The organism is Marinobacter subterrani (assembly GCF_001045555.1).
GTDB lineage: Bacteria > Pseudomonadota > Gammaproteobacteria > Pseudomonadales > Oleiphilaceae > Marinobacter > Marinobacter subterrani.
Genome location: NZ_LFBU01000002.1, coordinates 262,991 through 287,987 on the forward strand (window position 1 = coordinate 262,991; position 24,997 = coordinate 287,987).

A 24,997-nucleotide genomic window follows, 5' to 3' on the forward strand; every position below is an offset into this window, starting at 1 on the left:
GGCGCGCCGATAACGTTCTTTTGAGATTCAAGTTTAGTTCACCGGCATGGCCAGTGTCAGGTAACCGTTTGTGTAGGGATATCTACACACAGTGAGAATCATTCCGGAATTCGGGTTTGCTCCCGGTTTGGGCTATAATCGCCGGTTTTAACGCTGCACCCACAAGGCGCTGACCGTGATTCTATTTGACCAGGTACAGAAATCGTATCAGGTAGGCGGCCGGGCGATCCCCGCGCTACACCCCACCGATATGACCATAGAAACCGGCGAGGTATTCGGCATCGTTGGCCACTCCGGCGCCGGCAAATCGACGCTGGTACGTCTGATCAACCTGCTGGAGCCACCGACCGGCGGCCGCATCCTGATCGACGATGAGAACATCACCGACTATAACGCGGCTGAACTGAGAGCCTTCCGGCGCAAGGTCGGTATGATCTTCCAGCATTTCAACCTGCTGTCCTCGAAAACCGTGGCCGACAACATCGCCTTCCCCATGAAGCTCGCGGGTATCTACTCGAAAACCGAGATCCGGGATCGGGTGCAGGAGTTGCTGGCGCGGGTGAGCCTGGCCGACCAGGCCAACAAATACCCGTCACAGTTGTCCGGTGGCCAGAAACAGCGGGTGGGTATTGCCCGGGCACTGGCCTGCCGCCCCACCATCCTGCTCTGCGACGAGGCCACCAGCGCGCTGGATCCCCAGACCACCCAGTCGGTCCTGAAGCTGCTGGCGGATATCAACCGGGAATTGGGCCTGACCATTGTGCTGATCACCCATGAAATGGACGTGGTACGCCGGGTCTGTGACCGGGTGGCCGTGATGGACGCAGGCCGGGTGGTGGAAATGGGGCCGGTCAGTGACGTATTTCTGCACCCGAAACATCCGACCACCCGGGATTTCGTATTCGAGAGCGAGAGTATCGACAGCCGGGAGTTGCAGGAAGACCTGCAGAAAGCCAATGGCCGGATACTGCGCCTCACCTTCAAGGGTGATTCCACCTACAAGCCCCTGTTGGGCGGTGTGGCCCGGGAATCCGGCGTCGATTTCAGCATCCTCTCCGGGCGCATCGACCACATCAAGGATACGCCCTACGGCCAGCTGACCCTGTCCCTGGTGGGCGGCAACCTGGATATTGCCATGCAGGCCTTCGAGGCGGCCGATGTTCATGTGGAGGTGGTACGCTGATGGAAGCCCTGTTAAGCAATGTAGACTGGAGCGAGATCGGCTGGGCAAGCTGGGATACCCTGGTAATGGTGGGTCTGTCCCTGCTGTTCAGCGTGCTGATCGGCCTGCCCGTGGGCGTGCTGCTGTTCCTGTTTGGCAAGCGCCAGCTGCTGGAACAGCCAGTGGCTTACGCGGTGCTGTCGTTTGTGGTGAACGTACTGCGTTCCGTGCCCTTTATCATCCTGCTGATCGTGATGATCCCGTTCACCGTCATGCTGATCGGCACCTCCCTCGGTGTCGCCGGTGCCATCCCGCCGCTGGTGGCCGGTGGTGCCCCGTTCTTTGCCCGCCTGGTGGAAACCTCCCTGCGTGAGGTGGACCGGGGCATCATCGAAGCCACCCAGGCCATGGGTGCCAGTGTGAGGCAGATCATCCTGGGTGCCTTGTTACCCGAGGCACTTCCCGGCATCATCGCCGGCATCACGGTGACCGCCATTACGCTGGTGTCCTATGCGGCCATGTCCGGCGTTATCGGTGGCGGGGGTCTCGGTGACCTGGCCATCCGCTTCGGTTATCAACGATTCCAGACCGATGTAATGGTCATTACAGTCGCGTTACTGGTCATTTTCGTGCAGGTATTGCAGATGGTCGGCGACCGTCTTGTTCTGTATTTCAGCCGCAAATAGGCTTGCCTTGGTGCAAGCCCCTGGCGGGAAAGCCCTTCCGAAAAACGCCCGTAAATACGTCCATGTAGGGCTCGGTCGCGCCATCCCTGGCGCTCCACGTTTTCGGAAGGGCTTTCCCGCCAGCGGCCCAGATCTTTCAGGTAAGCCTTCATGCTTATTAACTGCAAACAGGAGAATCGATTTATGAATCTGAAAAAAACATTCGCAGCCTTGGCTGCTGCAGCCACTTTCTCGGGTGCCGTCGCCGCTGAAGAGCTGTCCGTTGCTGCTACGCCCGTGCCCCACGCGGAGATCCTGGAATTCGTGAAGCCACAGCTGGCGGAACAGGGCGTGGAACTGGACGTTAAGGTATTCACCGACTACATCCAGCCCAACATTCAGGTTGCCCAGAAGCGGATGGATGCCAACTTCTTCCAGCACAAGCCGTACCTGGAGTCGTTCAACGAAGGTCGTGGAACCAACCTGGTGCCGGTTACCGGTGTGCACGTTGAGCCGTTTGGCGCTTACTCCACGCGGATCGATTCCCTGGATGAGCTGGAAGACGGAGCCGTGGTCGCTATTCCGAACGACCCCACCAACGGCGGCCGCGCGCTTCTGCTGCTCCAGAAGCATGGCCTGATCAAGCTTGAAGACCCGAGCAAGATCACCTCCACCGCCAGTGACATCGTGGAAAACCCTAAGAACCTGGAGTTCAAGGAGCTGGAAGCAGCAACCCTGCCGCGCATTCTGAACCAGGTGGATCTGGCGCTGATCAATACCAACTACGCGCTCGAAGCGGGCCTGAACCCGACCGAAGATGCACTGGTCATCGAGGGCTCTGATTCACCCTATGTGAACATCCTGGTTGCGCGCCCGGACAACAAGGACAGCGAAGCCATGCAGAAGCTGGCCGATGCGCTGACTTCCGAGGAGGTGAGGAAGTTCATTCTGGAAAACTATGAAGGTGCCGTGGTTCCGGCATTCTGAGAGCAAATCGGGGCCAGATGAACGCTTCTGCCCCCGTACATCTGGGGTCAGATGAAAGCTTTCATCTGACCCCGTCTTCACAAAAAAAGGCCGGGCAGCCAAAGCTGCCCGGCCTTTTTTCACTCTTAGTTGCCACTCCAGTTCGCTTTCGGGTCCGGCGTCATCCTCAGGTAGGATTTCACCGCCTTATAGCCTTGCGGGAAGCGTTGCTTGATCTCGTCTTCATCCTGCAGTGACGGAACGATTACCACATCGCCGCCCTGCTCCCAGTTGCCGGGCGTTGCAACCTTGTGCTCGTCGGTCAGCTGTAGCGAGTCGATCACCCGAAGCACTTCGTTGAAGTTACGGCCGGTGCTGGCCGGGTAGGTGATGATCAGCCGTACCTTCTTGTTCGGGTCAATCACGAACAGGGAGCGAACGGTCAGGCTGCTGTCGGCATTGGGGTGGATCATGTCATACAGCTCGGACACCTTGCGGTCCTGGTCGGCGATGATGGGGAAGTTCACCGCGCAGCCCTGGGTTTCGTTGATGTCCTTGATCCACTCGTGATGGGAATCCACCGGATCCACGCTCAGGGCGATCGCCTTGACGTTGCGCTTGGCGAATTGGTCCTTGAGTTTGGCCGTCAGGCCCAGCTCGGTGGTGCAGACCGGCGTGAAGTCAGCGGGATGCGAGAACAGAACCCCCCAGCTGTCGCCCAGCCAGTCGTGAAACGAAATCTTTCCTTCACTGGAATCCTGCTCGAAATCGGGTGCGGTATCTCCAAGACGTAAACTCATGGGTGCTCTCCTCTGATCATGGTTTTGGCAGTTACGTGGGCGAATCCGGCCCTAAATTTGTCGGGTCTGAAACCTGAGTGTATACGACAGAACCTTGTGCCGGATGAGGCAATTGCAAGGGGGGCTCAGACCCCCAGCTTGCGCTCCTTGTCAAAGTACTCCCGGGTCAGTCTGAACACCACCGGGCTGAGCAACAACAGGGCGATCAGGTTGGGCAGCGCCATCATGGCATTCAGGGTATCTGCCACCAACCAGATGAACCCCAGTTTCACGGTGGCGCCCACCGGAATCGCCAGAATCCACAGTACCCGATAGGGCACGATGGCCTTCACGCCGAACAGGAACTCAATGCAACGCTCGCCATAGAACGACCAGCCAATAATGGTAGTAAAGGCGAAGATTGCCAGGGCGATGGCCACCAGATAGTTCCCGAAGCCCGGCAGGCCCTGTTCAAACGCCAGAGACGTGAGCGCCGCGCCGGTTTCACCGGAGGTCCAGACCCCGGAGGTGATAATCACCAGGCCGGTGATGCTGCACACGATGATTGTGTCGATAAAGGTGCCGAGCATGGCCACCATGCCCTGCTTGACCGGTACCTTGGTCTGGGCGGCGGCGTGGGCGATGGGCGCAGAGCCCAGGCCGGCCTCGTTGGAGAAGATGCCCCGGGCGACGCCGAAACGGATGGCGGCCCAGACTGCCGCACCGGCGAAACCACCCTGGGCGGCGATTGGGCTGAAGGCATGGGTGAAAATCACACGGAATGCTTCCGGGATGGCACTGGCATTAATGGCCAGCACGACCAGGCCCACGAGCACGTAAGACACCGCCATCAGCGGTACCAGGGCACTGGCAACATGGCCGATGCGGCGGATGCCACCAATCAGCACCAGGCCAACGAGCACCATCAGGATGACGCCGGTTACCCAGTGGGGCAGGCCGAAGTTGGCTTCCAGTACATCCGCAACGGAGTTTGCCTGCACGGTATTGCCGATGCCGAAGGCCGCAACAGAGGCGAATATCGCAAACAGGATGCCGAGCCAGGCCCACTTGCTGCCGAGCCCGTTACGGATGTAGTACATGGGGCCGCCGACGTGGTCACCGCGTTCGTCCACCTCGCGGAAACGTACCGCCAGTACCGCCTCGGAATACTTGGTGGCCATGCCGACCAGGGCGGTGAGCCACATCCAGAACAGGGCACCGGGGCCGCCCAGGAATACTGCGGTGGCCACGCCGGCGATATTGCCGGTACCAACGGTTGCCGAGAGCGCGGTCATCAAAGCCTGGAACGGAGGGATCTCGCCGTCGGAGTCATCGCCCCGGGCCCGGCCGCTCCACATCAGGCGAAAGCCGGCGCCAAGTTTCAGGATCGGCATCAGCTTCAGGCCGATGCTCAGGAACAGGCCCACGCCCAGGATCATCACCAGCATGGGCGGGCCCCATACCAGCCCGTTTATCTGTCCGATGAAGTCAGAAATAGCTTCCATGGGATCTCCTTTTTTGTGCCATGGATTGGTTTCAATAGTTGACCCTTGAAGGGTATAACCGATTGAGTTTAGTCAGTTATTTTTCCTTGTAAACTCGCGGGCCGGTAAAAGTGGTCGATTCGGGTGTGATTGCCTATGCTCATAGCAAAGGCGTCCACCCACCAACGAGAGGGACTGAGCTCATGCGCTCGCTTAAAGTGTCAGATGTCATGTGGAACCACATCGAGCCGATCCGGTGTGGAGCGCCGCTCACCCATGTAGTGAAAACCCTGCTGCACAACCACGTGACCGGTCTTCCGGTGGTTGATGAGCACCGCCATGTTCTCGGCTTCATTTCCGAGCAGGACTGCATTCATGCGCTGTTGGTGAGCAGCTATCACGGCGAAGGCGACCCGACCGTGGACGATGTGATGTTTCGCAAGCCGTTGACGATTTCGCCGGAGATGTCGGTGGTGGATCTTGCCCAGAACCTCGGCGCGGGCAAGCCGAAGGTGTACCCTGTTGTGGATCACGACAAACTGATTGGCATTGTCACGCGTACAGCCATTCTGGCTGAATTGGCGCGCACCGGTTACGGGCTTGAGCTGCCCAGGTACGCCAATGTCGAAGACTGATCCACTTCCCTGTAAAAAATTGAGGCCACTATGGAACTCCTGTCCACGAACGTCAGTTTCGAAGGCGAGCATCGTCGTTACCGGCACACCTCGGCGACCCTGGAATGCGATATGGAATTCGCGGTGTACCTGCCGCCGGCGGCCATTGGTGCAACTCCGAAAAAGGTCCCGGTGCTCTACTGGCTCTCGGGGCTGACCTGTACCGACCAGAACTTCATGCAGAAGGCCGGTGCCCAGAAACGGGCCGCGAAGCTGGGCATGGCCATCGTCTGCCCGGACACCAGCCCCCGCGGCGTGAACCTGCCCGGCGAAGATGACAGCTACGATTTCGGCTCCGGGGCGGGTTTTTATATCAACGCCACCCAGCAGCCCTGGGCGCCGCACTACCGGATGTACGATTACGTGGTGAAGGAATTGCCCCAACTGATCGAGAACGAGTTGCCGGTTACCGACAAGCGCGCCATCAGTGGCCATTCCATGGGCGGCCACGGCGCTTTGATCGCTGCCCTGAAAAACCCCGGCCGCTATGCCTCGGTATCGGCGTTTGCACCCATCGCCAACCCCACCGAGTGCCCCTGGGGCCAGAAAGCGTTTAAAGGTTACCTCGGTGACGATGAGCGGAGCTGGGAGGAGTGGGATGCGACACTGCTGATACCCACGGCCCGGGAGCGCCTGCCGTTACTGGTGGATCAGGGTACCGCGGATGAGTTTCTCGACAGCCAGTTGAACCCGGATGCACTGGCCGATGCCTGTGAGAAGTTCCATCACCGCGTCAACCTGCGCATGCACCGGGGCTACGACCACAGCTATTTCTTCATTGCCTCGTTTATTGATGACCATCTGGACCATCATGCCGAGGCTATGGGCTTGTGAGCGGGTTGTGAGAGGCCTATGAACGGAAGCCCCAGACCAGGCTGAAGTCCATGGAGGGCATGATTTCGGGCTCTTCCAGGGCCCGGATGTTGAATTCCAGCAAGCTGGTGTCGCGCTCGAAGGTGCCGCTGTAGCGATTGCCCCGGGGGCCGAAAATGGCCTTCACAAACGGCCCGCGGGCCCTGACCGGGCGCCGGGTAACCACGCCGACTTCGTTGTTCTGCAGGCGTACCAGAATGCCCGGCGGGTAGTCGCCCAGAACCTGCAATAACGCCCTGGGTATGGCCGGGCGGAAGTTGCCATCGGCCAGGTTGCCGATCAGTTTGCGGGCATCGGTAATGTTCATGCGCTTGCGGTAGGCCCGCTTGGTGATCATCGCCACGTAGCGCTCGGCCAGCGCCAGAATCTCCGCTTCCGGCCGGATTTCGGTACCACTGAGGCCCTTCGGGTAGCCGCTGCCGTTGGCTTGTTCGTGGTGCTGGGCAATGATGGTCAGCAGCAGTTTATTGTTGACGCCGGCAGCCCGGAGTGCCTGAATGCTGCGCTCGGGATGCTTGCGAATCACCTCCCGCTGTTCGTCGTTCAGAATGGTATTCGAGGCGTTCAGCTTGTCGGCAATCGGCACCAGTGCCAGGTTTGCCGTGAGCGCGGCGGCGGTGAGTACCGCAATCCGTTTTTCCTCCAGGCCAAATTGCCGGGCGATGAACTGGCAGAGGATGGCGTAGAACAGGATCTGTTCGTGGATCACTGGCCCGACGGAGTAGAGGTGAACCAGCGCCAGGCTCGCCTCGGGTGCTTCCGTGCAGGTGCGCTCCATCATCCGGGCGAGGCCGAGCAGGCGCTTCTGGGCGGACGGATCGGCTTCGGTGACCGCCTTTAACGTGGCTTCGAGGGTGTGAATCAGATCCGGGTAATCGGCAAACGGATTGCGTTCCCGGTTATCCTCGAACACTTCCTCCTGGGGCCGCTCAATCTTCCGGGGCTTGAACCGGCCTCGCTCGAACAGCTGCTCCAGCTGGGAGTTGGTCTGAATTACATAGCCCTGGCGCAGGAGCACATTGCCGTCGGAATCATAGACATTCCAGGGCAGGGGCCGGCCAATGGTCAGCGCGCCGGGGGCGATTCGGACGAGTTCGGTCAAATCAGGTGTCTCGGGTATAAGCCAATGTTCCGGCAAGTGTAACCTCGAAAGCCCGCTTGCCTCCACTGGACCGGCATAGTTGTGAACGTTTAATGTATTTCTTTTACCGGATTTTACAGGTTAAGGCTTTCTTGATTTCAAAACTTGAGTGATCATTCACACTCTGTTCAGCGGAACCGGGAAAACTGTTAAGAAACGTTGCATTCTGGCGACCTGTCGGATTGCTTCAGTTATTCTGAAGCTGGCTATCATTCGTTTACACAGCGAACCACATTCCATGTTCCATCGCCTCAAGACCGATTTCCGGTTATCGATCATTGCGCTGTTGGCTGCTTGCGCCGTTCTTGGCATCACGCCGTTTGCGGTCATGCGTTACCTCCAGGGTAACCTGCCGGCGGGACTGGTCGACACGTCAATCCTTCTGGGGATCTGTTCAGCGTTGGTGTATGCCTGGGTAACCGGTGATACCCGCAGAAGCGGCCTGGCGGTGGCGGTCATTATCTGCAGTGGCGCGGTGGTGGTGGGAGTCGTGGTTGGCGAGCCCGGGCTGTTCTGGTTGTATCCGTGCCTGGTAACCACCTTCTTCCTCACCAACGCCCGCATTGCGGTTGTCTTGAATATCGCTTCCGTGGTGGCCCTGATGGTTCACGGTGGGGCCTTCCGGTCTGACATCCAGATGTGGTCCTTCTCCGCCACGGCGCTGGTCGTCAGTGCCTGCGCCTATGTGTTTGCCCACAGGAACCATGACCAGCGGGAGCGCCTGGAGCATCTGGCTACCATTGATCCGCTGACCGGCATCAAGAATCGCCGCTCGATGGATCAGGAGCTGGATCTGGCAGCGGCCAATGCCGAGCGAACGGGGCTGCCCTATGCTCTGGTGTTGCTGGATATCGATCATTTCAAGAAGATCAACGACGAGCATGGCCATGGAGTCGGTGACGACGTGCTCATTGAGATGGTTGAACTGCTGCGGCAGAACACGCGCAAGTCAGACCAGTTATTCCGCTTCGGCGGCGAGGAATTCGTGCTGCTGTTGCCGGGGGTTGACGGTATCGGCCTGAAGGCGGTGATGAACAATCTCCAGCAGGTGCTGCGCAAGTACATGAAGCATCCCGGTGGCTCGGTTACGGCCTCGTTTGGCGTTGCCCTGCTCAAGCACGGCGAGAGCGTTGCAAGCTGGCTGGACCGGGCGGATGCCGCGCTTTACGAGGCCAAGGAAACCGGCCGTGACCGGATCGTGTTCGCGGACGCTCAGCGCACGATGGACCGGGCAGGGGGTTCCGCCGAACCCCTGTCCGGGGCATAAAGAAACAGCCGCCAGCCAAGCAGAATGCTGGCCGATACCAGCCCGCCCGTGAGCCCCACCCAGAAGCCTGCCGCGCCCATGGGGGGCACCAGCCAGTCCGTAAAAGTCAGCGCATAGCCCAGGGGCAGGCCCACGCCCCAGAATGAAAACAGCATGATGAACATCGGGATGCGGGTGTCCTTGTAGCCCCGCAAGGCGCTGATGCAGGTGACCTGGATAACATCGGCAATCTGGAAGATTGCCGCGAACATCAATAGGCGCACGGTAACGGCTTGTACCTCGGTGTCGCTGGTATAAAGTGCGGCAATTTCACGGGAAAATACCAGTAGCAGAACCGCGAACACGAGGGCCGTGGCGGCTGCCAGGATCAGTGAGCTGCGGGCAATCAGCCGTGCGGTATCCGGTGCCCGGGCGCCCATCAGGAAGCTGACCCGCAGGGTCAGGGCCATGCCGATACTCAACGGCAGCATGAACAGCAGCGATACCACATTCAGGGCAATCTGATGGCCCGCCACCACCACCGGGCCCAGCGGTGCCAGGAACAGGGCAATAACCGAAAACAGGCTGGCCTCGACAAAAATGGTGAAGCCAATGGGCACGCCAATGCCGAGAATGTAACGGATGCCTGCCATGTCCGGTTTGACCCAGTCGGCCACCAGGTGGAACTGCCAGTACACCCGGCTGCGGTTCAGGTAAACCAGCAGGGCAATGGCAGCAACACCATTGGAAATCGAGGTGGCCCAGCCACAGCCGATGCCACCCATGGCCGGAAGGCCCAGCTTGCCGTAGATGAAGATGTAGTTCATCGGCAGGTTGATCAGGGTGCTGAGCACGGAAAAGGCCATGATCACCCGAGTATGGCCCAGGCCATCGGTGAGCCCCCGAAGCGCCGTGATCAGAAGCAATGCCGGCACGCCCCAGGCAAAGGCATCCAGATAGCCCTGGGTGATGCGCGCCGTATTGGTTTCCAGGTTCAGCAGCGCCAGCACCGGGTGCACATGGGTGAGCAGCAGAATCATGATCACCGCCCCCAGCCCGGCCAGATACAGGCCCTGCCAGGTGGCCGGCATGATTTTCTCCACTGCCCGGGCGCCGTTGTAGCCGGAAATTATCGGCTGCAGTGCGCCCAGCATGCCCATGAAAAACAGGAACAGCGGCATCCACAGGCTGCTGCCAATACCAACGCCCGCCAGGTCCTCGGCACTGGCGTGGCCGGCCATAACGGTATCAATCACGCCGTTAGCCATTTGGGCCACCTGGGCGATCAGGATCGGGCCGCCGAGAATGGCCAGGGTGCGCCATTCGGTCAGCGTTCGGGTGACCAGAGGCTGGCGGGCTTCCGGTAATGGCTGGTGGATTTCATCCATGGGGTGACGAGTCTCTGTTTCGACGCAGGCCGGGCATGGTAACCGATTGGTCGAGGTAGGGGCATCTGGGTTTGCCCTGCTTTCCGGCGCTGCATGTTTCTCCCAAAACCGTTAAAGTACGCGCTTTCTTCACAACAGATGGCAGTGGCAATGAGACTTCTGGTTTTTGTTACGGTTCTGTGGGCGTTTTCCTTCAGTCTGATCGGTGAATTTCTGGCTGGGCAGGTTGACAGCGACTTTGCGGTGCTCACCCGGGTTCTGCTCGGTGCCCTGGTGTTTCTGCCGTTTACCCGCTGGCGAGGCGTGCCTTCGGGACTCAAGCTCGGCATTCTGGCCACCGGCATGTTGCAGTTCGGTATCACGTATCTTTGCCTTTACCGTTCCTTCAGCTACCTCACCGTCCCGGAAGTATTGCTGTTCACCATCTTCACGCCGCTTTACGTGACCCTGCTTGATGACGCCCTGTTCCGACGTTTTTCTCCGGTCGCCCTGCTGGCGGCGGCCATTGCCACTGTGGGTGCGGGCATCATCCGTTATGACCGACTGAGTGAGGACTTCATCACCGGCTTCCTGCTGCTTCAGGTGGCCAACTTCACCTTTGCTGCCGGCCAGGTTGGCTACAAGCATGTCATGCAGCACTTCCCTGTAGCCATGCCGGCCTATCGCACCTTTGGTTATTTCTTTATCGGCGCCCTGATCATTGCCTTGCCGTCCTTCCTGATTTTCGGCAACGCCGACAAACTGCCAACGACACCGGTGCAGTGGGGCATTCTGACCTGGCTCGGACTGGCTGCTTCCGGCCTGGGCCTGTTCTTGTGGAACCGCGGTGCCTGTGTGGTTGATGCCGGCACCCTCGCCATCATGAACAATGCGCTGGTTCCTGCGGGCCTGATCGTGAATCTGCTGATCTGGAACCGTGATGCGGATCTGCTGCGCCTTGCCCTGGGCGGTGGTGTTATTGCGTTCTCGCTCTGGGTCAACGCCCGGTTCCATTCCCGGGCCCGGCTGGCGGTTTCCGCATAAGTACCTGCACGGACTAAGGTTTCGCGAAGCTCTGCCGTTACACTTCCACACGCAGGGTAACCTTTGATGAATATCAATGATGTTCGTCAGGGGCTACCATTGCGCGCCTGTTTGTATTCCCGTGGTCAGCTCCAAGTCAGAAGGTCCGTTATGCGCAAGAATCTCCCGGTAACCCAGCGTGAAGTCAAAATGCGTAAAGGCGGGCGGTTGATCAGTACTACGGATCTCAAAGGGGTGATTACCTACTGCAACGACGAGTTTGTCGAGATCAGCGGCTTTGCCCGGGAGGAGCTGATTGGCCAGGCCCACAACATCATCCGCCACCCGGACATGCCCCAGGCGGTGTACAAGGATATGTGGGACTACCTCAAGGCCGGCAAGGCCTGGATGGGCGTGGTCAAGAACCGGTCAAAGAACGGCGATCATTACTGGGTCAGCGCCTATGTGACTCCGATCCGCGAGAACAGCCAGATGGTGGGTTATGAGTCGGTACGGGTTGAGCCGACACGGGATCAGGTTGCCCGAGCCGAACGGCTGTATGGCAAGATCTCTGCCGGCAAGCTGACTTCATCCTTCAGCAACCGCGCCTTGTCGATGCTCCGTTCTGGCTGGCCGTTCCTGGTGTCATTGCTGTTCAGTCTTGGTGCCCTTCAGCTCAACCAGCCCTGGTTGGCGGCCGGCCTGATTGTGGTGGGTCACGCTCTGGGTTTTGGTCTGGTGTTCAGTTCACTCGCCGCGCGTTTGCGTAACCTGCTGGCCCTCCGTCCGGACGCCTTCAGCGATCCGATTGTTGCCCGCACCTACAGCGACGAGCGAGGGCTGTTCTCTCAGCTGTCTCTGCTGTTGGTCAGCGAGGAGGCCCGTATCCGGACCGCTCTGGCCCGTATCGACGATCAGGCCGAGCTGCTTTATGCGCAGGCCCGCGCCTCTCATGGCTATATCAGCGACGGCGCCTCGGCCATTGCCCGGCAGCGGGCGGAAACCGACCAGACGGCGTCTGCGATCAATGAAATGACCGCGTCGATTCAGGAGGTTGTTGAAACCGTCACCAGCAATGCCCGGGAAGCCGAGGAAGCCAACCGGCTGGCCGGTGTCGGCAGTGATCGCAGTGCCGAGGCGCTGGTGGCCATTGAGGAACTGGTGTCCCGGGTGAACGGCATCGGTAGCACCATCGGCAAGCTGGGCGAGTCCACCAGGAGCATTGGCGAAGCCGCCAACCTGATTTCCGAGATCGCCGACCAGACTAACCTGCTGGCCCTGAACGCCGCCATTGAGGCGGCCCGTGCCGGTGAGCAGGGCCGTGGCTTTGCCGTGGTCGCGGATGAAGTGCGCTCCCTCGCCCGTCGGACCCGGGAATCAACGGTTCACATCCAGGACGTGATCGATGACTTCCGGCAGCAGGTGGATTCTGCGGTTCAGGCCACCCGCGATGGTGAGGCCGTGGCCGGCCGCGGCCTGGCAAAGGTCAGCGAAGCCGAGAGATCCCTGCGCGATATCGTCACCTCGATCCAGACCATTTCCGACAGCTTTATCAGCATGTCTGCGGCTTTCGAGGAACAGAGCCAGGTGTCGGACGAGATCAACCGGCAGGTCACCAACATCGCTGAACTGGCCGATCACAGCGATGCCCAGGCCGACTTCGCCAAGCAAAGCAGTGACCGGCTCAGCATCATGTCTCGAGGCCTGAAAGACCTGGTTGGCCGGTTTATCAGCAAAACCGGCTAGTTAGCACCCTCCTGCCCGGGCCGGGTACGCCTGAGACCTGCCAGGCCCGGGCGCCAGCACTGGCATCGTAAAGCCAGTGCTGGCAGAATCCCGCCCCAACTGCCCCGGTGGCTCGTTCCCGGGGCTTGATCGTCCTTGATTCCTTAGCCAAAAGCACAGGAAACCAACATGTCTCAATCCAACTCCGAGTCGGGTAATGGCGACACCGCCGCCCGTGGTCTCTGGTCGTCCCGCCTTGCGTTCATTCTCGCGGTTACCGGCTCCTCCGTCGGTCTGGGTAATATCTGGAAGTTTCCCTATGTGACCGGTGAAAACGGTGGGGGCGCCTTCGTTCTTGTTTACCTCGCCTGCATCGCGGTAATTGGTATCCCCATCCTGATGGCCGAAGTGTTTATCGGGCGCAATGGCCGCCATAACCCGATCACCAGTATGCGCCTGGTGGCGCAGCGCAACCTGTCGTCTCCCCTGTGGCGAATTTCCGCCATTATCGGGATGCTTGCGGCGTTCATCATTCTTTCCTTCTATTCGATGATCGGTGGCTGGGCAGCCGCCTATGTCGGCCACGGTGCCACCGGCGATTTTGCCGGTGGCGATCCCGAGGTCATCAACGGTATGTTCTCCCGGTTGCTCGCCAGCCCGTCAGAACTGCTGTTCTGGCACACCCTGTTCATGATGCTGGTAGTGCTGGTGGTGTCCCGGGGGCTGAAGGGCGGCCTGGAGCGCTCGGTCACCATTCTCATGCCGGCGTTGTTCGTTCTTCTGCTTATTGCCGTGGGCTATGCCACCACCACCGGGCATTTTGGCCAGGCTGTGAGCTTCCTGTTCCAGCCGGATTTCAGCAAGCTGTCGATCAATGGCGTGCTCATTGCCCTGGGACATGCCTTCTTTACGCTCAGTCTGGGGATGGCCATCATGATGGCTTACGGTTCATACCTGGGCCGCGATGTGTCCATCGGGCGCACCGCAATCATTGTCGGCATTACCGATACGGCGGTGGCTCTGCTGGCCGGCCTTGCGATCTTCCCGGTGGTGTTTGCCAATGGCCTTGAGCCCGGAGCCGGCCCCGGCCTGATTTTCCAGACCCTCCCACTGGCCTTTGGCCAGATGCCACTGGGCAGCTTGTTCGGCACGCTGTTCTTTATTTTGCTGGTGTTCGCGGCCTGGACCTCGGCCATCTCGCTGCTGGAGCCGGTGGTTGAGTGGGTCGAGGAGAAAACAACACTGCAACGGACGGCGAGCACCGTTCTGGTGGGAGTACTTTGCTGGGCACTGGGAATTGTCTCAATCCTGTCCCTGAATGTGTGGTCTGATGTCATGCCACTGGCAATGTTCGAGCGGTTCGAGACCAAGACCATCTTCGATCTGCTGGATTATTTTACCGCCAATGTGATGCTTCCGCTCTCGGGACTGCTGACCGCGCTGTTTGTCGGCTGGTTTGTTGCCAGGGAGTCGCTGCAGAAGGATCTGTCGCTCGAAGGCGGCGCCTTCAGCCTGTGGTATAACCTGATCCGGTTTGCCACGCCCATCGCGGTTGCCGTTGTGTTTGTTTACAACCTGACGGCGTGAAGACTCTGAGCCGGTTTGCTGACCGTCGGGCTTTTTTGTCTTCGCCGCTCTTAATCAGACTTTGAATCGGGCTATCTGAGTGCTGAGGCCCTCGGCCAGCCGGGCCAGCTCCTCACTGGCAGCGGACACCTGCTCGGTGGAGCTTGCGCTCTGGTCGCTGACATCCCGGATCACCGTGATATTGCGGTTGATGTCCTCGGCCACAGACGTTTGCTGTTCTGCCGCCGTGGCAATCTGCTGGTTGATCTGCACGATGTCGTCCACCGCCCGGGTAATCAGTTGAATCGCTTCGCCTGTGTCCCGGGCGGTCGCCAGGGTGTCGTTGGCCAGGCTGGCCCCGGTATCCATGACGGTTACGGTCTCTTCGGCACTGTTCACGAGATTCGAGATCAGGCTCTCGATCTCTGCAGCGGAGCTTTGTGTGCGCTGGGCCAGCGAGCGCACCTCATCGGCGACAACCGCAAAACCACGCCCCTGTTCCCCGGCCCTGGCGGCTTCAATCGCGGCATTGAGTGCCAGCAGGTTGGTCTGTTCCGCCACCGATTTGATGACATCGAGCACGGTTCCGATGTTCCGGGTATCGGCCTGCAAGGTGTTCAGGCGTTGCTGAACCGTGGCCAGTTGCTGGTTCAGTTCGGTGACCCGGCCCAGGGTGTGTTTGACAGTCTGTTCGCCGGCGAGCGCCTTGTTGCTGGCGTCCGAGGCGGCAGAGGAGGCCTGTTCGGCATTGCGGGCCACCTCGCCGACGGTGGCCACCATTTCATTCATGGCCGTGGCTACCTGGTCGGTCTGGTCTTTCTGTTCCATTACGCCCTGCTGATTCTGGCTGGTGATGCCGGAGAGCTGCGACGACGAGGCAGCAATATGGCTGGCATTGTCATTAATGGCGGCCACCAGTGACCGCAGGCCGGAGGTCATCTTGCCCAAGGCGTTCAGCAGCTGGCCCAGTTCGTCGCGCCGTGCAGAGCTGACGTCGGAGCGAAGATCCCCCGAGGCGACGGCATTGGCAACATCCAGCGCCTGCTTCAGGGGGCGAATGGTGTCCCGGGCCAGGGCCCAGGCGATCAGGCTGCCAAGCACCAGGGCGGCCAGAATGGCGATGGTGATCAGGACCACCGCCTGCTGCCGATCCTGTTGCATCTTTTCCAGTTGCGCGTTTTGCAGGGTCTTGGCCGCGGCAATGATGTTACGCACCGTCTCCACCATCCGGGTTTCGGTGTCGGCCAGTTGCTGAACCTTGCCGGATGCGGTTTTGAAGGTGTCTGAATAGATCGTGAGCAGGCCGGTTACCTCCTCCTTGGTACCCTCACTGGCAAAGGAGGCGCCGATGGATTCGATGGCGCGCCGGCTTTCCTGTTCGAAGCGGGCAATGGCCTCGGCCTCTTTCTGGATCAGGAAGTTACGCTCGTAACCCCGCATTTTCTTCAGAGCGCCTTCGGCAACGTACAATTGGGCTTCGGTGCTGAGCCGGCTGGCGGCAATCCGGGCGCTTTCCTCAAGCTGTGCGATGCTGGTGTCCAGGCTGGTGCGCAGGTTGGCAAGCCGGCTGAGCAGTTCGGCGTACTGGTCTTCGCCGCTCTGAATGGTGGCCAGCAGCGCCAGGTCCTCCGGTGCCGCCAGTTGCGAGTTCAGTGACCCGGCGATCTCACTGGCAGAGGCGCTGAATCTGGCAGCCTCTTCCAGTTCCTCGCGGTTGCCGGTCATGGTGAAGTTCTTTTCACTGACCCTGGCTTCCAGCAACAGGGATTCCATCTCACTGGCCTGGTTCACCACATTAACCCGCTTGCCATAGGTATCGAGCTGGATCAGGGCGACTGCGCCGACCAGGCCGGCGAGCAGAATGATCAGGCTGAATCCAAGGGTCAGTTTGCGCCCAATGGACATAGAGGAAAGCGAGTTCAGCATGGCGAAGGGTACCCCGCAGGCAGACAAAGATGGCGAATCCGGGCAGTCGTCAGCGGACAGGCCAATCTGCCGACAAAGTTGGGCAATAGTTAGTCACAGGGCGTGGGCGTAATCAAGGGGCTTATTGTAAGCGGTGGTAACGGGGAAGCTGTTGAATTTGAAGGGTAATTTCAGGAAAAAATGGGTATGCACTGACCCGTTTTCCGGTTTTTTGGGTGAGCGCCTACCCATTTTCCGGTGGCAATTCGATCAGTAGAACTGATCCGGCAGCCAGGTGGCGATTTCCGGAGGGATTACCGCAAGTCTTTTGAAGTTAATGCCGAATTGGCGGCGTTGGATAATCAGGACGTTGCCTTGTGATCAGCGTTATTTTCTGGTTTTTCGCTGTCTGCGGGCAGAGCGTGAGTGTCAACGTTGACAGATTCAAGGGGGTGGGATGCCCGCTTGGCAAGCAGTTCAGCAAATTCCAGTAACAGTTGCTGGTCCTCTTCAAGGAGCGAAATAAACACTGCATTGAGAGCGACTTGCCTGGAGCTTAACTGTTGGTTCTCAGCAACGGAGAAAATATCCGTTATCGAGAACCCCAGTGCTTCCGCCAGACGATACAGGAGATCAAGACTCGGCCTTGCCATGCCTCTTTCAATTCGGGAAAGGTTGCCGACGTGGGAGTGGGTTTTTTCCGCCATTTCGGCGAGAGTCAGCCCTTTCTTTTTTCGTAACTGCTTTAATGCCTGACCTAGACTCATGACATATCTCTTCATCCAAGACCATGATATTACAGGCAAAATGTCAGATACACAAAGTTGCAAATATTACATAATAAAACATTTATTAAGCTTTAATGGCATAAAATTTCGTCAAGTCCTGACGTAAGGTATAGTTGTATGACAATCTCGAACAAGCTCCACGGAGAGGATTCAACTTTTGAACGACCCGGCCGACGAGTACGCAAAGGGAGAGTCTGATATAGCGCTTCGGCCTATTGTTTCTTCCAGAGAGGGAGTCACCCCCCGCTTTGAAGTGCTGGCCTTGTCTGACCAACCCGTGGTCGACCATATCCCCGGCATACTGGCTTTCCTCGATGATAGTCTACCTATTGCGTATTCCGCGCCATCGTGACCACCCATTCCGTTTGAACGTGACCGCCTGTTCCGGGCGATCGTGACCGCTCATTCCGTTTTATCGTGACCGATTTCGGGTTGTTTTCCGGAATCGCCGGTCACGATGCCGGAATCATCGGTCACGTTCCCCCGGAACCACTGCCAAAGCGCTGGAATTCTTCAACTTAATCCGGCATACCCCCTTCCTTTTTATCACGAGGAAGAGCGGATGCCGGTTGCGAGGATTTCCATGCGACAGATTATCGAGGTCTTGCGCCTCAAGTACGAAGCAGGCCTGAGCCATGAGCGCATTGCCCGCGCCTGCGGTCTCTCCAAAGGTGTGGTTGGCAAGTACGTCAATCTTGCCCAGGCCCATGATGTGACCTGGCCGTTGCCAGAGGATGTTGATGAGGTACGACTGGAAGCGCTGCTGTTCCCGGCTAAGACCCCACCTGCACGCTTTGCCGAACCTGATTACTTCCAGGTCCACCAGGAACTGAAGACCAAGGGCGTGACCCTGCAACTGCTCTGGGCCGAGTACGTAGAACGCCACAGCGACAAGGCCTATCGCTACAGCCAGTTCTGCCACCATTACCGGCTCTGGCGTGGCCGGCAGCGGCGCAGCATGCGCCAGGTCCATCGAGCCGGTGAGAAGATCTTTATCGATTACTGTGGCCCCACTGTGCCAGTGGTGGATCGTTCCACCGGTGAAATGCGTAAGGCTCAGGTCTTTGTCGCCGTGCTTGGAGCGTCCAGCTATACCTTCGCCGAGGCTACCTGGAGCCAGTCCCTGCCGGACTGGATTGCCTCCCACCAACGGATGCTGGCGTTCTACGGCGGTGTAGCTGAATTGCTGGTTCCTGACAACCTCAAGGCAGCGGTCACCAAGGCCGATCGATATACCCCGAAGATCAACGAGACCTACGCCGAACTGGCCGCCCACTACCAGACTGCCGTATTACCGGCACGCCCCTACAAACCCAAGGACAAGGCGAAAGCTGAAGCCGCCGTACTGCTGGTCGAGCGCTGGATACTGGCCCGGTTACGGCACCGGATGTTCTTCTCCCTGGCCGAACTGAACTCGGCCATTGCCCAGTTGTTGCCGGCGCTGAACCAGCGCCCGTTCCAGGGGCGCTCCGAGAGCCGCCAGAGCTTGTTCGAGTCACTGGATCGCCCAGCTCTGAGACCTCTGCCCGCAACACCCTATGTCTATGCCGAGTGGTGCAAAGCGCGACCGGGCATTGACTACCACATCGAGATCGACAAACGGCTGTACAGCGTGCCTCACGCCCTGGTGGGTGTGAAGCTGGATGTTCGGGTGACCGATACGTCCGTTGAGGTCATGCACAAGGGACAACGGGTAGCCTTGCATTCTCGCCACGGCAAGAGCCGCTTCGTGACCCTGACCGAACACATGCCCAAGTCGCATCAGGCCCATCAGAACTGGTCACCGGGACGCTTCCTGAACTGGGCCAAGGACATCGGCCCCGCCACGTTGGATGTGGTGCAGGGACAGCTCAAGGATCGGCCGCATCCGGAACATGGTTACCGGGCCTGCCTGGGTCTGCTGAACCTCAGTCGTCGCTACAGCCGTGACCGCCTTGAGCAGGCTTGTGACCGGGCGTTGGCTATCAACTCGGCCAGTTACCAGAGCATCACCTCGATCCTAAAGCAGGGGCTGGATCAACTCCCGCTGCCCCTAGCTGAGGAAGAGCCGGAACTGACCGATCTGCCTGTTCACACCAACGTTCGTGGCCCCCACTACTACCACTGATCCCGGAGAGACTGATGCTGACTCAAAACACCCTCGACATCCTGCGCCAACTCAAACTGACGGGCATGTGCGATGCGCTGGAACAACAACGATCCCAACCTGAGACCCACGACCTGGCGTTCGAGGAACGACTGGCCCTGTTGGTGGATCGTGAAGTGCTGCACCGCGAAAGCCGGCGACTGGAGCGGCTGCTCAGGGCCGCCCGTCTACGTGTGCCGGCCTGCATCGAAGACATCGATTACCGCCACCCACGAGGGCTGGAGCGTTCTCGCATGGCGGGTCTGGCCAGCTGCGACTGGATCCGCCAATCCCTGAACCTGTGCATCACCGGCCCGACAGGTTGTGGCAAGACCTGGCTGGCGTGTGCCCTGGGTAACCAGGCCTGCCGGCAGGGCCTCTCGGTTCGTTACCTGCGGGTACCGCGCCTGTTCGAACAACTGCGCATCGCCCATGGCGATGGCAGCTATGCCCGACTAATGAATCAGTTGCTTAAAACCGATCTGCTGATCCTGGACGACTGGGGCATGCAAAAGGTGACCGCGCAACAACGACAGGATCTGATGGAAGTGATTGAGGACCGCCATGGCCGGGGCTCGACCCTCATTGCCAGCCAGTTACCGACTGAACACTGGCACGATTACATCGGCTCCGCCACGCTGGCAGACGCCATCCTGGATCGGCTTCTGCACGGCGCTCACCGACTCAATCTAAAGGGGGAATCATTGCGAAAAGCGAAAGCACAAAAACCGGAATCGGTTGACCCATCGTGACCGCTCAGAGTACAAAACCCACTCCAGTGTGATGGCCGTGTGAAAATCGGTCACGATCCCCGGAATGACCGGTCACGTTCGCCGGAATACGCACCTATCGCCTACCGGGGTAAAACCCGCGTCTCTGTCAGTCTCGACGACGGAGAGGTATTCGACAAGGCATTCCCTGAATATTTCCTGAGAAAAATCCGGTCGCAGGCCATTGAGCCAACAAGAATCGCGCTGGAAGTTTGTGAGAGTGCTGTGCTGAGCGAAGCCGCCTGGCAACGGGTTATCCCGGAGTTGGCTCGCTGCGGTTTCAGAGTGATGGTAAAACGCTATATTGCCGATAATGCCGGCTTTGATGTTCTTGCCAGCCCTCACATTGCTGCGATCAAGGTTGCCCCGCAGGTGATTGCTGAATTACCAGGCTCCATCCTGGCTCGTCGTTTCCTGAGAGGCTTGCAGGCGTTAGCCAACGCCATCAACAAACAGCTGATTGTTGATGGCGTGGAAACGCTTGGTCAGGCGCTTTGGCTGGAAGCACTGGGTTGCAAAACGTTTCAGGGGACCTTTTACGGACTTGCTATGGACGCCCGGAACGTTCGGCATTTTGTACTCGAAGGACGACAACATGCCTCCCCGATCGTTTTCAAACCCGTTACCAGTTAAATCTCAGCACTGAGCCTTTCCAGAAGGGCGGTTTCCGCCATCGGTTTTGCAAAATAGAAGCCTTGTCCCAGCGGACAGCCGAGGGCTTGAAGCATTCGCCATTGCTCTTCCGTTTCAATGCCCTCGGCGAGCGCCTGAATGCCCAGGCTTTCGGCCATCTGCCGTATGGTATTAACCATCTTGACCGCGCTCTGGTTATCGGGCGTGCCAAAAAGAAAGCTTCGGTCGATTTTCAGGGTGGTTATCGGCAGCGACCGCAGTCGTGCCAGCGACGAGTAGCCCGTGCCAAAGTCATCAATGGCGACTTCGATTTCTGCCCGACGGAATTCCTGCACAATCCCCTCCATACGCTGGACGTCGCTCATCAGGGAGCCTTCCGTCAACTCGACCTTGAGCGCCGATGGCGGTATGTCGAGTTGCTTCAGAAAATCGACGATGTCCTGAACCAGCCCTGGCTGCCACAGCTGGCCAATGGCCAGATTGACCGCCATTTGCAGATGAGTGAAGCCCTGCAGGTGCAATCGTTGGAGTGCTTTCAGGGCTTCTTTCATCACCCAGGTGCCAATGCGAATGATGAGGCTCGTTTCCTCGGCAATGGGTATGAATTCGCCCGGAGAAATGTAGCTTCCGTCTGCCTGCGGCCAGCGTATCAAGGCTTCAACCCCGACTGTCCGGGTTGTAGTCAGGTCAATCAGCGGCTGGAATGCCAGCTGGAATTCACCCATATCCACGGCGGTGCGGAGTCTGTTTTCGATATCAAGCCGGTGCTGCTGTTTTTTGGACAGGTCACAAGAGAAAAATTGGAAGCTGTTACCACCGACGTTTTTTGCCTGATACATAGCACTGTCTGCGCTGGTCAGAAGCGTCGAGGCATCGCAGGAGTGGACTGGGCAAAGGCTGATGCCGATGCTGGCGCCGAGATAGTACTCTCGACCCCTGACCACAAAGGGCTGCTCAATGGTCTCCAGTACGCGTTGGGCGACGGCCGACATCACACTCATCAGTTCGGGTAAATCGACAGTCGATAAGCAGTCCTGGGCCTCATAGGGGGCGAGAATAATGAATTCGTCACCACCCTGCCGGGCAACCAGGTCAGACTCACGAACGGCATGTGTCAGGCGCTGTGCAACCTGTATCAAAACCTCGTCACCGGCATCATGGCCCAGCGCGTCATTGATCAGTTTGAAACCATCGAGATCCAGATATAGTAATCCGGCAGCCGGTGGAAAAGGGCCAGCCAGCCTGAGATGCCGATCAAGTGCCTCCAGCGCCGCAGTTCGGTTGGCCAGGCCCGTAAGGGCATCCCGATAGGCCATATCGTGGGCTTTTTTTTCGCTTCTCCGCCGTCGGGATTGCTCACGCAAAGCGCGTATGCCGTGAACGATGTTGTCTACCATACGCTGCAGCAACCTGACTTCCGCTCCGTCGAAGCGGTCCGCTTCCACGGAGTAAATGGCGAGGCAGGCTTCTGGCTGCTTGTCGCGGATTGTCAGCGGGAATGCGATAACAGACTGCAAATGGTGTGATTTTTCCGACTTTTCCGGGATAGCGGCCTCGCCGGGTGATGCCGGAACAATGGACTGGTGTCGTATACCGGTCTGCAGCGCCAGGGCGATGGGGTCCTGGCCAGCGGTGCTTGTACGAGGGCTGTTTTCAATTTTATTAATATAGTCGCTGGCCCCACCGGCTATTGCCAGAGGCTTGATGCGCCCGCCTCCGTAGGCTTTCGCCTGGCCAACCCACGCCAGGGCATAGCCACCGTCTTTCGCAAGGCTGTCACAGATGCCGTACAGCATTTCTTTTTCGCTGCGGGCGTGAATGACACGCTCATTGCAGGCACTGAACGCCCGAAGGGCCCGGGTTGCGCCTTTTAATGCCGTTTGTGTGTTTTCAGTTTCCAGTTTCTGGAATTCCGAGGTCCTCCCTAATCGCAGGAGGTTGTGGACTCTCGCCGTGAGCTCAACGCGACGAATCGGCGTTCGGATAACATCTTCCGCAAGGTCACCCAGATAACCGTTTGCTTTTTTCAGCTCGGATTCCGAGGCAGCCAGTAAAACGGGTTTCAGAGCGGGGGCAGCCCGGGATCGGATCTTGCGTATGTCGGCTTCACAATGAAGGAGTGTGTTCAAATCAATGATGCACAGGTCAAAGCCGGTCTGGTCAATGGTGCCGGGGTGTGGCGCAATACATGGGTAGCCAACAGAACGGGTGAGGACCCGGTAGTCGGCGGCCTTGCTTAACATAACCGCAACAACTGGCTGCGCTGTCTGCCACTCAGGCCCTGGAATCAGGAGGGGTGGGTTATTCACGGGCATCCCCAATCTTAGTATCAGGTTCGGGTTCGCCACGAAGAATGCCCCTGAGCCCCTTCAACTCCTCACCAACCTTGATGCCATGCGGCGTAATATCAAGCTCGCGCAGACTTTTTTCGAAATCACCGGTGCGCTTTTTCAGTACACCAATGGTTTTATGGATCTCACCGGCCCTCTCCATGTACCGAAGCAGGATTATGGTGTCCGCAAGATAGCTGACGCCCATTTCGGTCGTTTTCACGTCCCCACCGGTGATAGTCTCTACCTCGTTCAGCAGAATTACCGTCACGCCCATATTGACCAGATAGCGGCACAAAGCATGCAGCCTTCGGGTAACGCTATCGCCGCCGATGGAGAGTTTATAGCCAGCCAGGCTGTCAATCATGATGAGACGGGTGCCGCGTTGCTCGACTTCTTCCCGGACCATGGCAGCGAATTCGTCGGCGGAATAGTGCAAAGGTTCAATGGCCTCGATGGCAAAGGTCCCTGACTCCATGAGTTTCGACAGCGGCATATTGATACCTTCCACTCGGGAAATCAGGGTGCTGGTCAGTTCCTCGAAGGTATAAACCACCGTTCGCTTACCCTCTTCACAGGCGGTTTTCATAAACTGGATGCCAAGGGACGTTTTACCCACCCCCGTGGGGCCCGAAAGAATGGTGACGGTGCCACGACTAAGCCCACCCTTGAGCTGCCTGTCCAGCTCGGGAATGCCCGATGGCATGTCCTCCTGGTCAAACCTGGTGCCATGGTCGCCCGGTTCCAGGCGTGGAAAACAGTCCATGCCGCCAGACCCGAGGCGGATGCTGTGTTGGCCCGAAGCGAAGTCGGAGCCCCGGAACTTTGTTACTTCGAGTGAGCGCCGGCTGTCTTTATGCTCCAGTTCGATCACACCATCCGCGAGAAAGCCCAGTTCTTCGCTGTCTTTGCCTGAATTGGCATCTTCGGCGGCGCAAATTACCGTTGCGCCCTGGCCAGTCAGGTAGCGCAACAGTGTGATCACCTGTTTTCGGTACTGATAAGCGTCCGGTGAAAAATAATGCAGGTATGTGAGCGAATCGATAAAGATCCGCTGCGGGCGGATGGCCTCGAAGGCCTTGCGAATTTTCTTGGGCAGCCCGGGGTCCTCAACGTCCGCTGGCGACATGATGCTGTAGGGTTCTGCATCATCAATGCCCACGTCTGAGGGAGATAAATCTACGATGCTGACTGTATCGAGCTTGAAACCCTGCCGGCTGGCATCAACCCGTAGCTGCTGCTCATCTTCGCCCATGCTGACAAACAGGCTCCGGGTGTCGGGGTCTGCGGTCAGAAAGTGCAGCCCAAGGGTTGTTTTCCCGGATCCGGGGCCCCCGCGCACGATATAACTGCGCTGTTTCAGAAGGCCGCCATCCAGGACCCGGTCGAGGCCAGCAATCCCAGTGGTAAGCCTGTCGTTCTTTAGGTTGGTCATATGACTGACTTCCGTTAGCGGTGCCTGAACTTTTCGAAAGTGCGTTGAAGATCACCACCCAGGCGCCCTATCAGGACAAGGCCAAAGGTCGAGACAAGCTTTTTCCTCGCAGGCATATTGAGTAATGAGTTTTTTAATATAAGCATAATGACTTCCTTTGCTTATTTGTTCCTTCAAGAGCGCACGATTTAGTCCGGATGTCAGCTTTATTGGATCGTTGAAGCTGAAAATACCAAGGTCGTAAACGTATAAATAAACCATTAAGGTTATAGATTCGGGAAATTTATGTCCAATGTTGGGGTGGATTTGGAATTAAATGTGCTATTAAAGAAAAATAAGT

At 58.4% G+C, this 24,997-nt stretch carries 20 protein-coding genes; 12 read left to right on the top strand and 8 right to left on the bottom strand.

From position 1 onward, the window contains the following. The first annotated feature begins 175 nt into the window (after positions 1 to 175). From msub_RS17080 to msub_RS17090, 3 genes are all read left to right on the top strand, one after another. A complete protein-coding gene (locus msub_RS17080; RefSeq protein WP_048497352.1) occupies positions 176 to 1,183 on the top strand; it encodes a methionine ABC transporter ATP-binding protein in 1,008 nt (335 codons plus the stop codon). After that, the gene (locus tag msub_RS17085) at positions 1,183 to 1,848 is read left to right on the top strand and encodes a methionine ABC transporter permease (protein ID WP_048497353.1); all 666 of its coding nucleotides are present in this window, start codon (positions 1,183 to 1,185) and stop codon (positions 1,846 to 1,848) included. The genes msub_RS17080 and msub_RS17085 overlap by 1 nt, the downstream gene beginning before the upstream one ends. 183 nt (positions 1,849 to 2,031) lie before the next feature. Next, on the top strand, positions 2,032 to 2,814 hold the full coding sequence (locus tag msub_RS17090; RefSeq protein WP_048497354.1) for a MetQ/NlpA family ABC transporter substrate-binding protein: 783 nt from the start codon (positions 2,032 to 2,034) through the stop codon (positions 2,812 to 2,814). A gap of 125 nt (positions 2,815 to 2,939) precedes the next feature. On the opposite strand, the gene msub_RS17095 is transcribed toward msub_RS17090, so the two are convergent. Both msub_RS17095 and msub_RS17100 read right to left on the bottom strand, forming a co-directional pair. Further along, a complete protein-coding gene (locus msub_RS17095; protein ID WP_048497355.1) occupies positions 2,940 to 3,593 on the bottom strand; it encodes a peroxiredoxin in 654 nt (217 codons plus the stop codon). A 125-nt stretch (positions 3,594 to 3,718) separates the two neighbouring features. Then, positions 3,719 to 5,077, bottom strand: a complete 1,359-nt coding sequence (locus msub_RS17100) for an alanine/glycine:cation symporter family protein (protein ID WP_048497356.1) — start codon at positions 5,075 to 5,077, stop codon at positions 3,719 to 3,721. A gap of 182 nt (positions 5,078 to 5,259) precedes the next feature. On the opposite strand from msub_RS17100, the gene msub_RS17105 reads away from it, so the two are divergent. Together msub_RS17105 and fghA are read left to right on the top strand one after the other, a co-directional pair. After that, positions 5,260 to 5,691 (top strand): CBS domain-containing protein, encoded by a 432-nt coding sequence (locus msub_RS17105; protein ID WP_048497357.1) that lies wholly within the window; start codon positions 5,260 to 5,262, stop codon positions 5,689 to 5,691. Between the two features lie 30 nt (positions 5,692 to 5,721). Further along, the gene (gene fghA, locus msub_RS17110) at positions 5,722 to 6,564 is read left to right on the top strand and encodes an S-formylglutathione hydrolase (RefSeq protein ID WP_048497358.1); all 843 of its coding nucleotides are present in this window, start codon (positions 5,722 to 5,724) and stop codon (positions 6,562 to 6,564) included. A gap of 16 nt (positions 6,565 to 6,580) precedes the next feature. Here the strand turns inward: fghA and msub_RS17115 are convergent, their stop codons facing one another. Next, the gene (locus msub_RS17115; RefSeq protein ID WP_048497359.1) at positions 6,581 to 7,705 is read right to left on the bottom strand and encodes an HD-GYP domain-containing protein; all 1,125 of its coding nucleotides are present in this window, start codon (positions 7,703 to 7,705) and stop codon (positions 6,581 to 6,583) included. A 277-nt stretch (positions 7,706 to 7,982) separates the two neighbouring features. Here msub_RS17115 and msub_RS17120 point away from each other — a divergent pair, with 277 nt between their 5' ends. Continuing rightward, positions 7,983 to 9,011: a GGDEF domain-containing protein gene (locus tag msub_RS17120; RefSeq protein ID WP_048498000.1), complete on the top strand. Its 1,029-nt coding sequence runs from the start codon at positions 7,983 to 7,985 to the stop codon at positions 9,009 to 9,011. On the opposite strand, the gene msub_RS17125 is transcribed toward msub_RS17120, so the two are convergent. After that, positions 8,957 to 10,378 carry an MATE family efflux transporter gene (locus msub_RS17125; RefSeq protein ID WP_048497360.1) on the bottom strand — a complete coding sequence of 474 codons (1,422 nt, stop codon included), beginning with the start codon at positions 10,376 to 10,378 and terminating at the stop codon, positions 8,957 to 8,959. The genes msub_RS17120 and msub_RS17125 overlap by 55 nt on opposite strands. A 150-nt stretch (positions 10,379 to 10,528) precedes the next feature. On the opposite strand from msub_RS17125, the gene msub_RS17130 reads away from it, so the two are divergent. The 3 genes from msub_RS17130 (at position 10,529) to msub_RS17140 (ending at position 14,692) form a co-directional block, all read left to right on the top strand. Continuing rightward, the gene (locus msub_RS17130; protein ID WP_048497361.1) at positions 10,529 to 11,401 is read left to right on the top strand and encodes a carboxylate/amino acid/amine transporter; all 873 of its coding nucleotides are present in this window, start codon (positions 10,529 to 10,531) and stop codon (positions 11,399 to 11,401) included. A 150-nt stretch (positions 11,402 to 11,551) separates the two neighbouring features. After that, positions 11,552 to 13,126: a methyl-accepting chemotaxis protein gene (locus tag msub_RS17135; RefSeq protein WP_048497362.1), complete on the top strand. Its 1,575-nt coding sequence runs from the start codon at positions 11,552 to 11,554 to the stop codon at positions 13,124 to 13,126. A gap of 168 nt (positions 13,127 to 13,294) precedes the next feature. Next, the gene (locus tag msub_RS17140; protein ID WP_048497363.1) at positions 13,295 to 14,692 is read left to right on the top strand and encodes a sodium-dependent transporter; all 1,398 of its coding nucleotides are present in this window, start codon (positions 13,295 to 13,297) and stop codon (positions 14,690 to 14,692) included. 54 nt (positions 14,693 to 14,746) lie between these two features. On the opposite strand, the gene msub_RS17145 is transcribed toward msub_RS17140, so the two are convergent. Continuing rightward, on the bottom strand, positions 14,747 to 16,597 hold the full coding sequence (locus msub_RS17145) for a HAMP domain-containing methyl-accepting chemotaxis protein (RefSeq protein WP_048498001.1): 1,851 nt from the start codon (positions 16,595 to 16,597) through the stop codon (positions 14,747 to 14,749). A gap of 341 nt (positions 16,598 to 16,938) precedes the next feature. After that, the gene (locus msub_RS17150; RefSeq protein WP_082146576.1) at positions 16,939 to 17,343 is read right to left on the bottom strand and encodes a helix-turn-helix domain-containing protein; all 405 of its coding nucleotides are present in this window, start codon (positions 17,341 to 17,343) and stop codon (positions 16,939 to 16,941) included. Between the two features lie 583 nt (positions 17,344 to 17,926). Between msub_RS17150 and istA the strand changes: the two genes are divergently transcribed. From istA to msub_RS17165, 3 genes are read left to right on the top strand one after another with little or no spacing between them, the layout of a single operon-like run. Then, positions 17,927 to 19,471, top strand: coding sequence for an IS21 family transposase (istA, locus tag msub_RS17155; RefSeq protein ID WP_197083768.1), 1,545 nt, complete (start codon positions 17,927 to 17,929; stop codon positions 19,469 to 19,471). Positions 19,472 to 19,485: 14 nt separating this feature from the next. Next, complete coding sequence (gene istB, locus msub_RS17160) at positions 19,486 to 20,241, top strand: IS21-like element helper ATPase IstB (protein WP_036202190.1); 756 nt, start codon at positions 19,486 to 19,488, stop codon at positions 20,239 to 20,241. Positions 20,242 to 20,280: 39 nt separating this feature from the next. Next, positions 20,281 to 20,892 carry an EAL domain-containing protein gene (locus msub_RS17165; protein ID WP_048497364.1) on the top strand — a complete coding sequence of 204 codons (612 nt, stop codon included), beginning with the start codon at positions 20,281 to 20,283 and terminating at the stop codon, positions 20,890 to 20,892. Here msub_RS17165 and msub_RS17170 read toward each other — a convergent pair. Next, positions 20,889 to 23,201, bottom strand: a complete 2,313-nt coding sequence (locus tag msub_RS17170; protein ID WP_197083900.1) for a bifunctional diguanylate cyclase/phosphodiesterase — start codon at positions 23,199 to 23,201, stop codon at positions 20,889 to 20,891. The genes msub_RS17165 and msub_RS17170 overlap by 4 nt on opposite strands. Beyond that, a complete protein-coding gene (locus msub_RS17175) occupies positions 23,194 to 24,657 on the bottom strand; it encodes an ATPase domain-containing protein (protein ID WP_048497366.1) in 1,464 nt (487 codons plus the stop codon). The genes msub_RS17170 and msub_RS17175 overlap by 8 nt, the downstream gene beginning before the upstream one ends. Between the last annotated feature and the right edge of the window lie 340 nt (positions 24,658 to 24,997).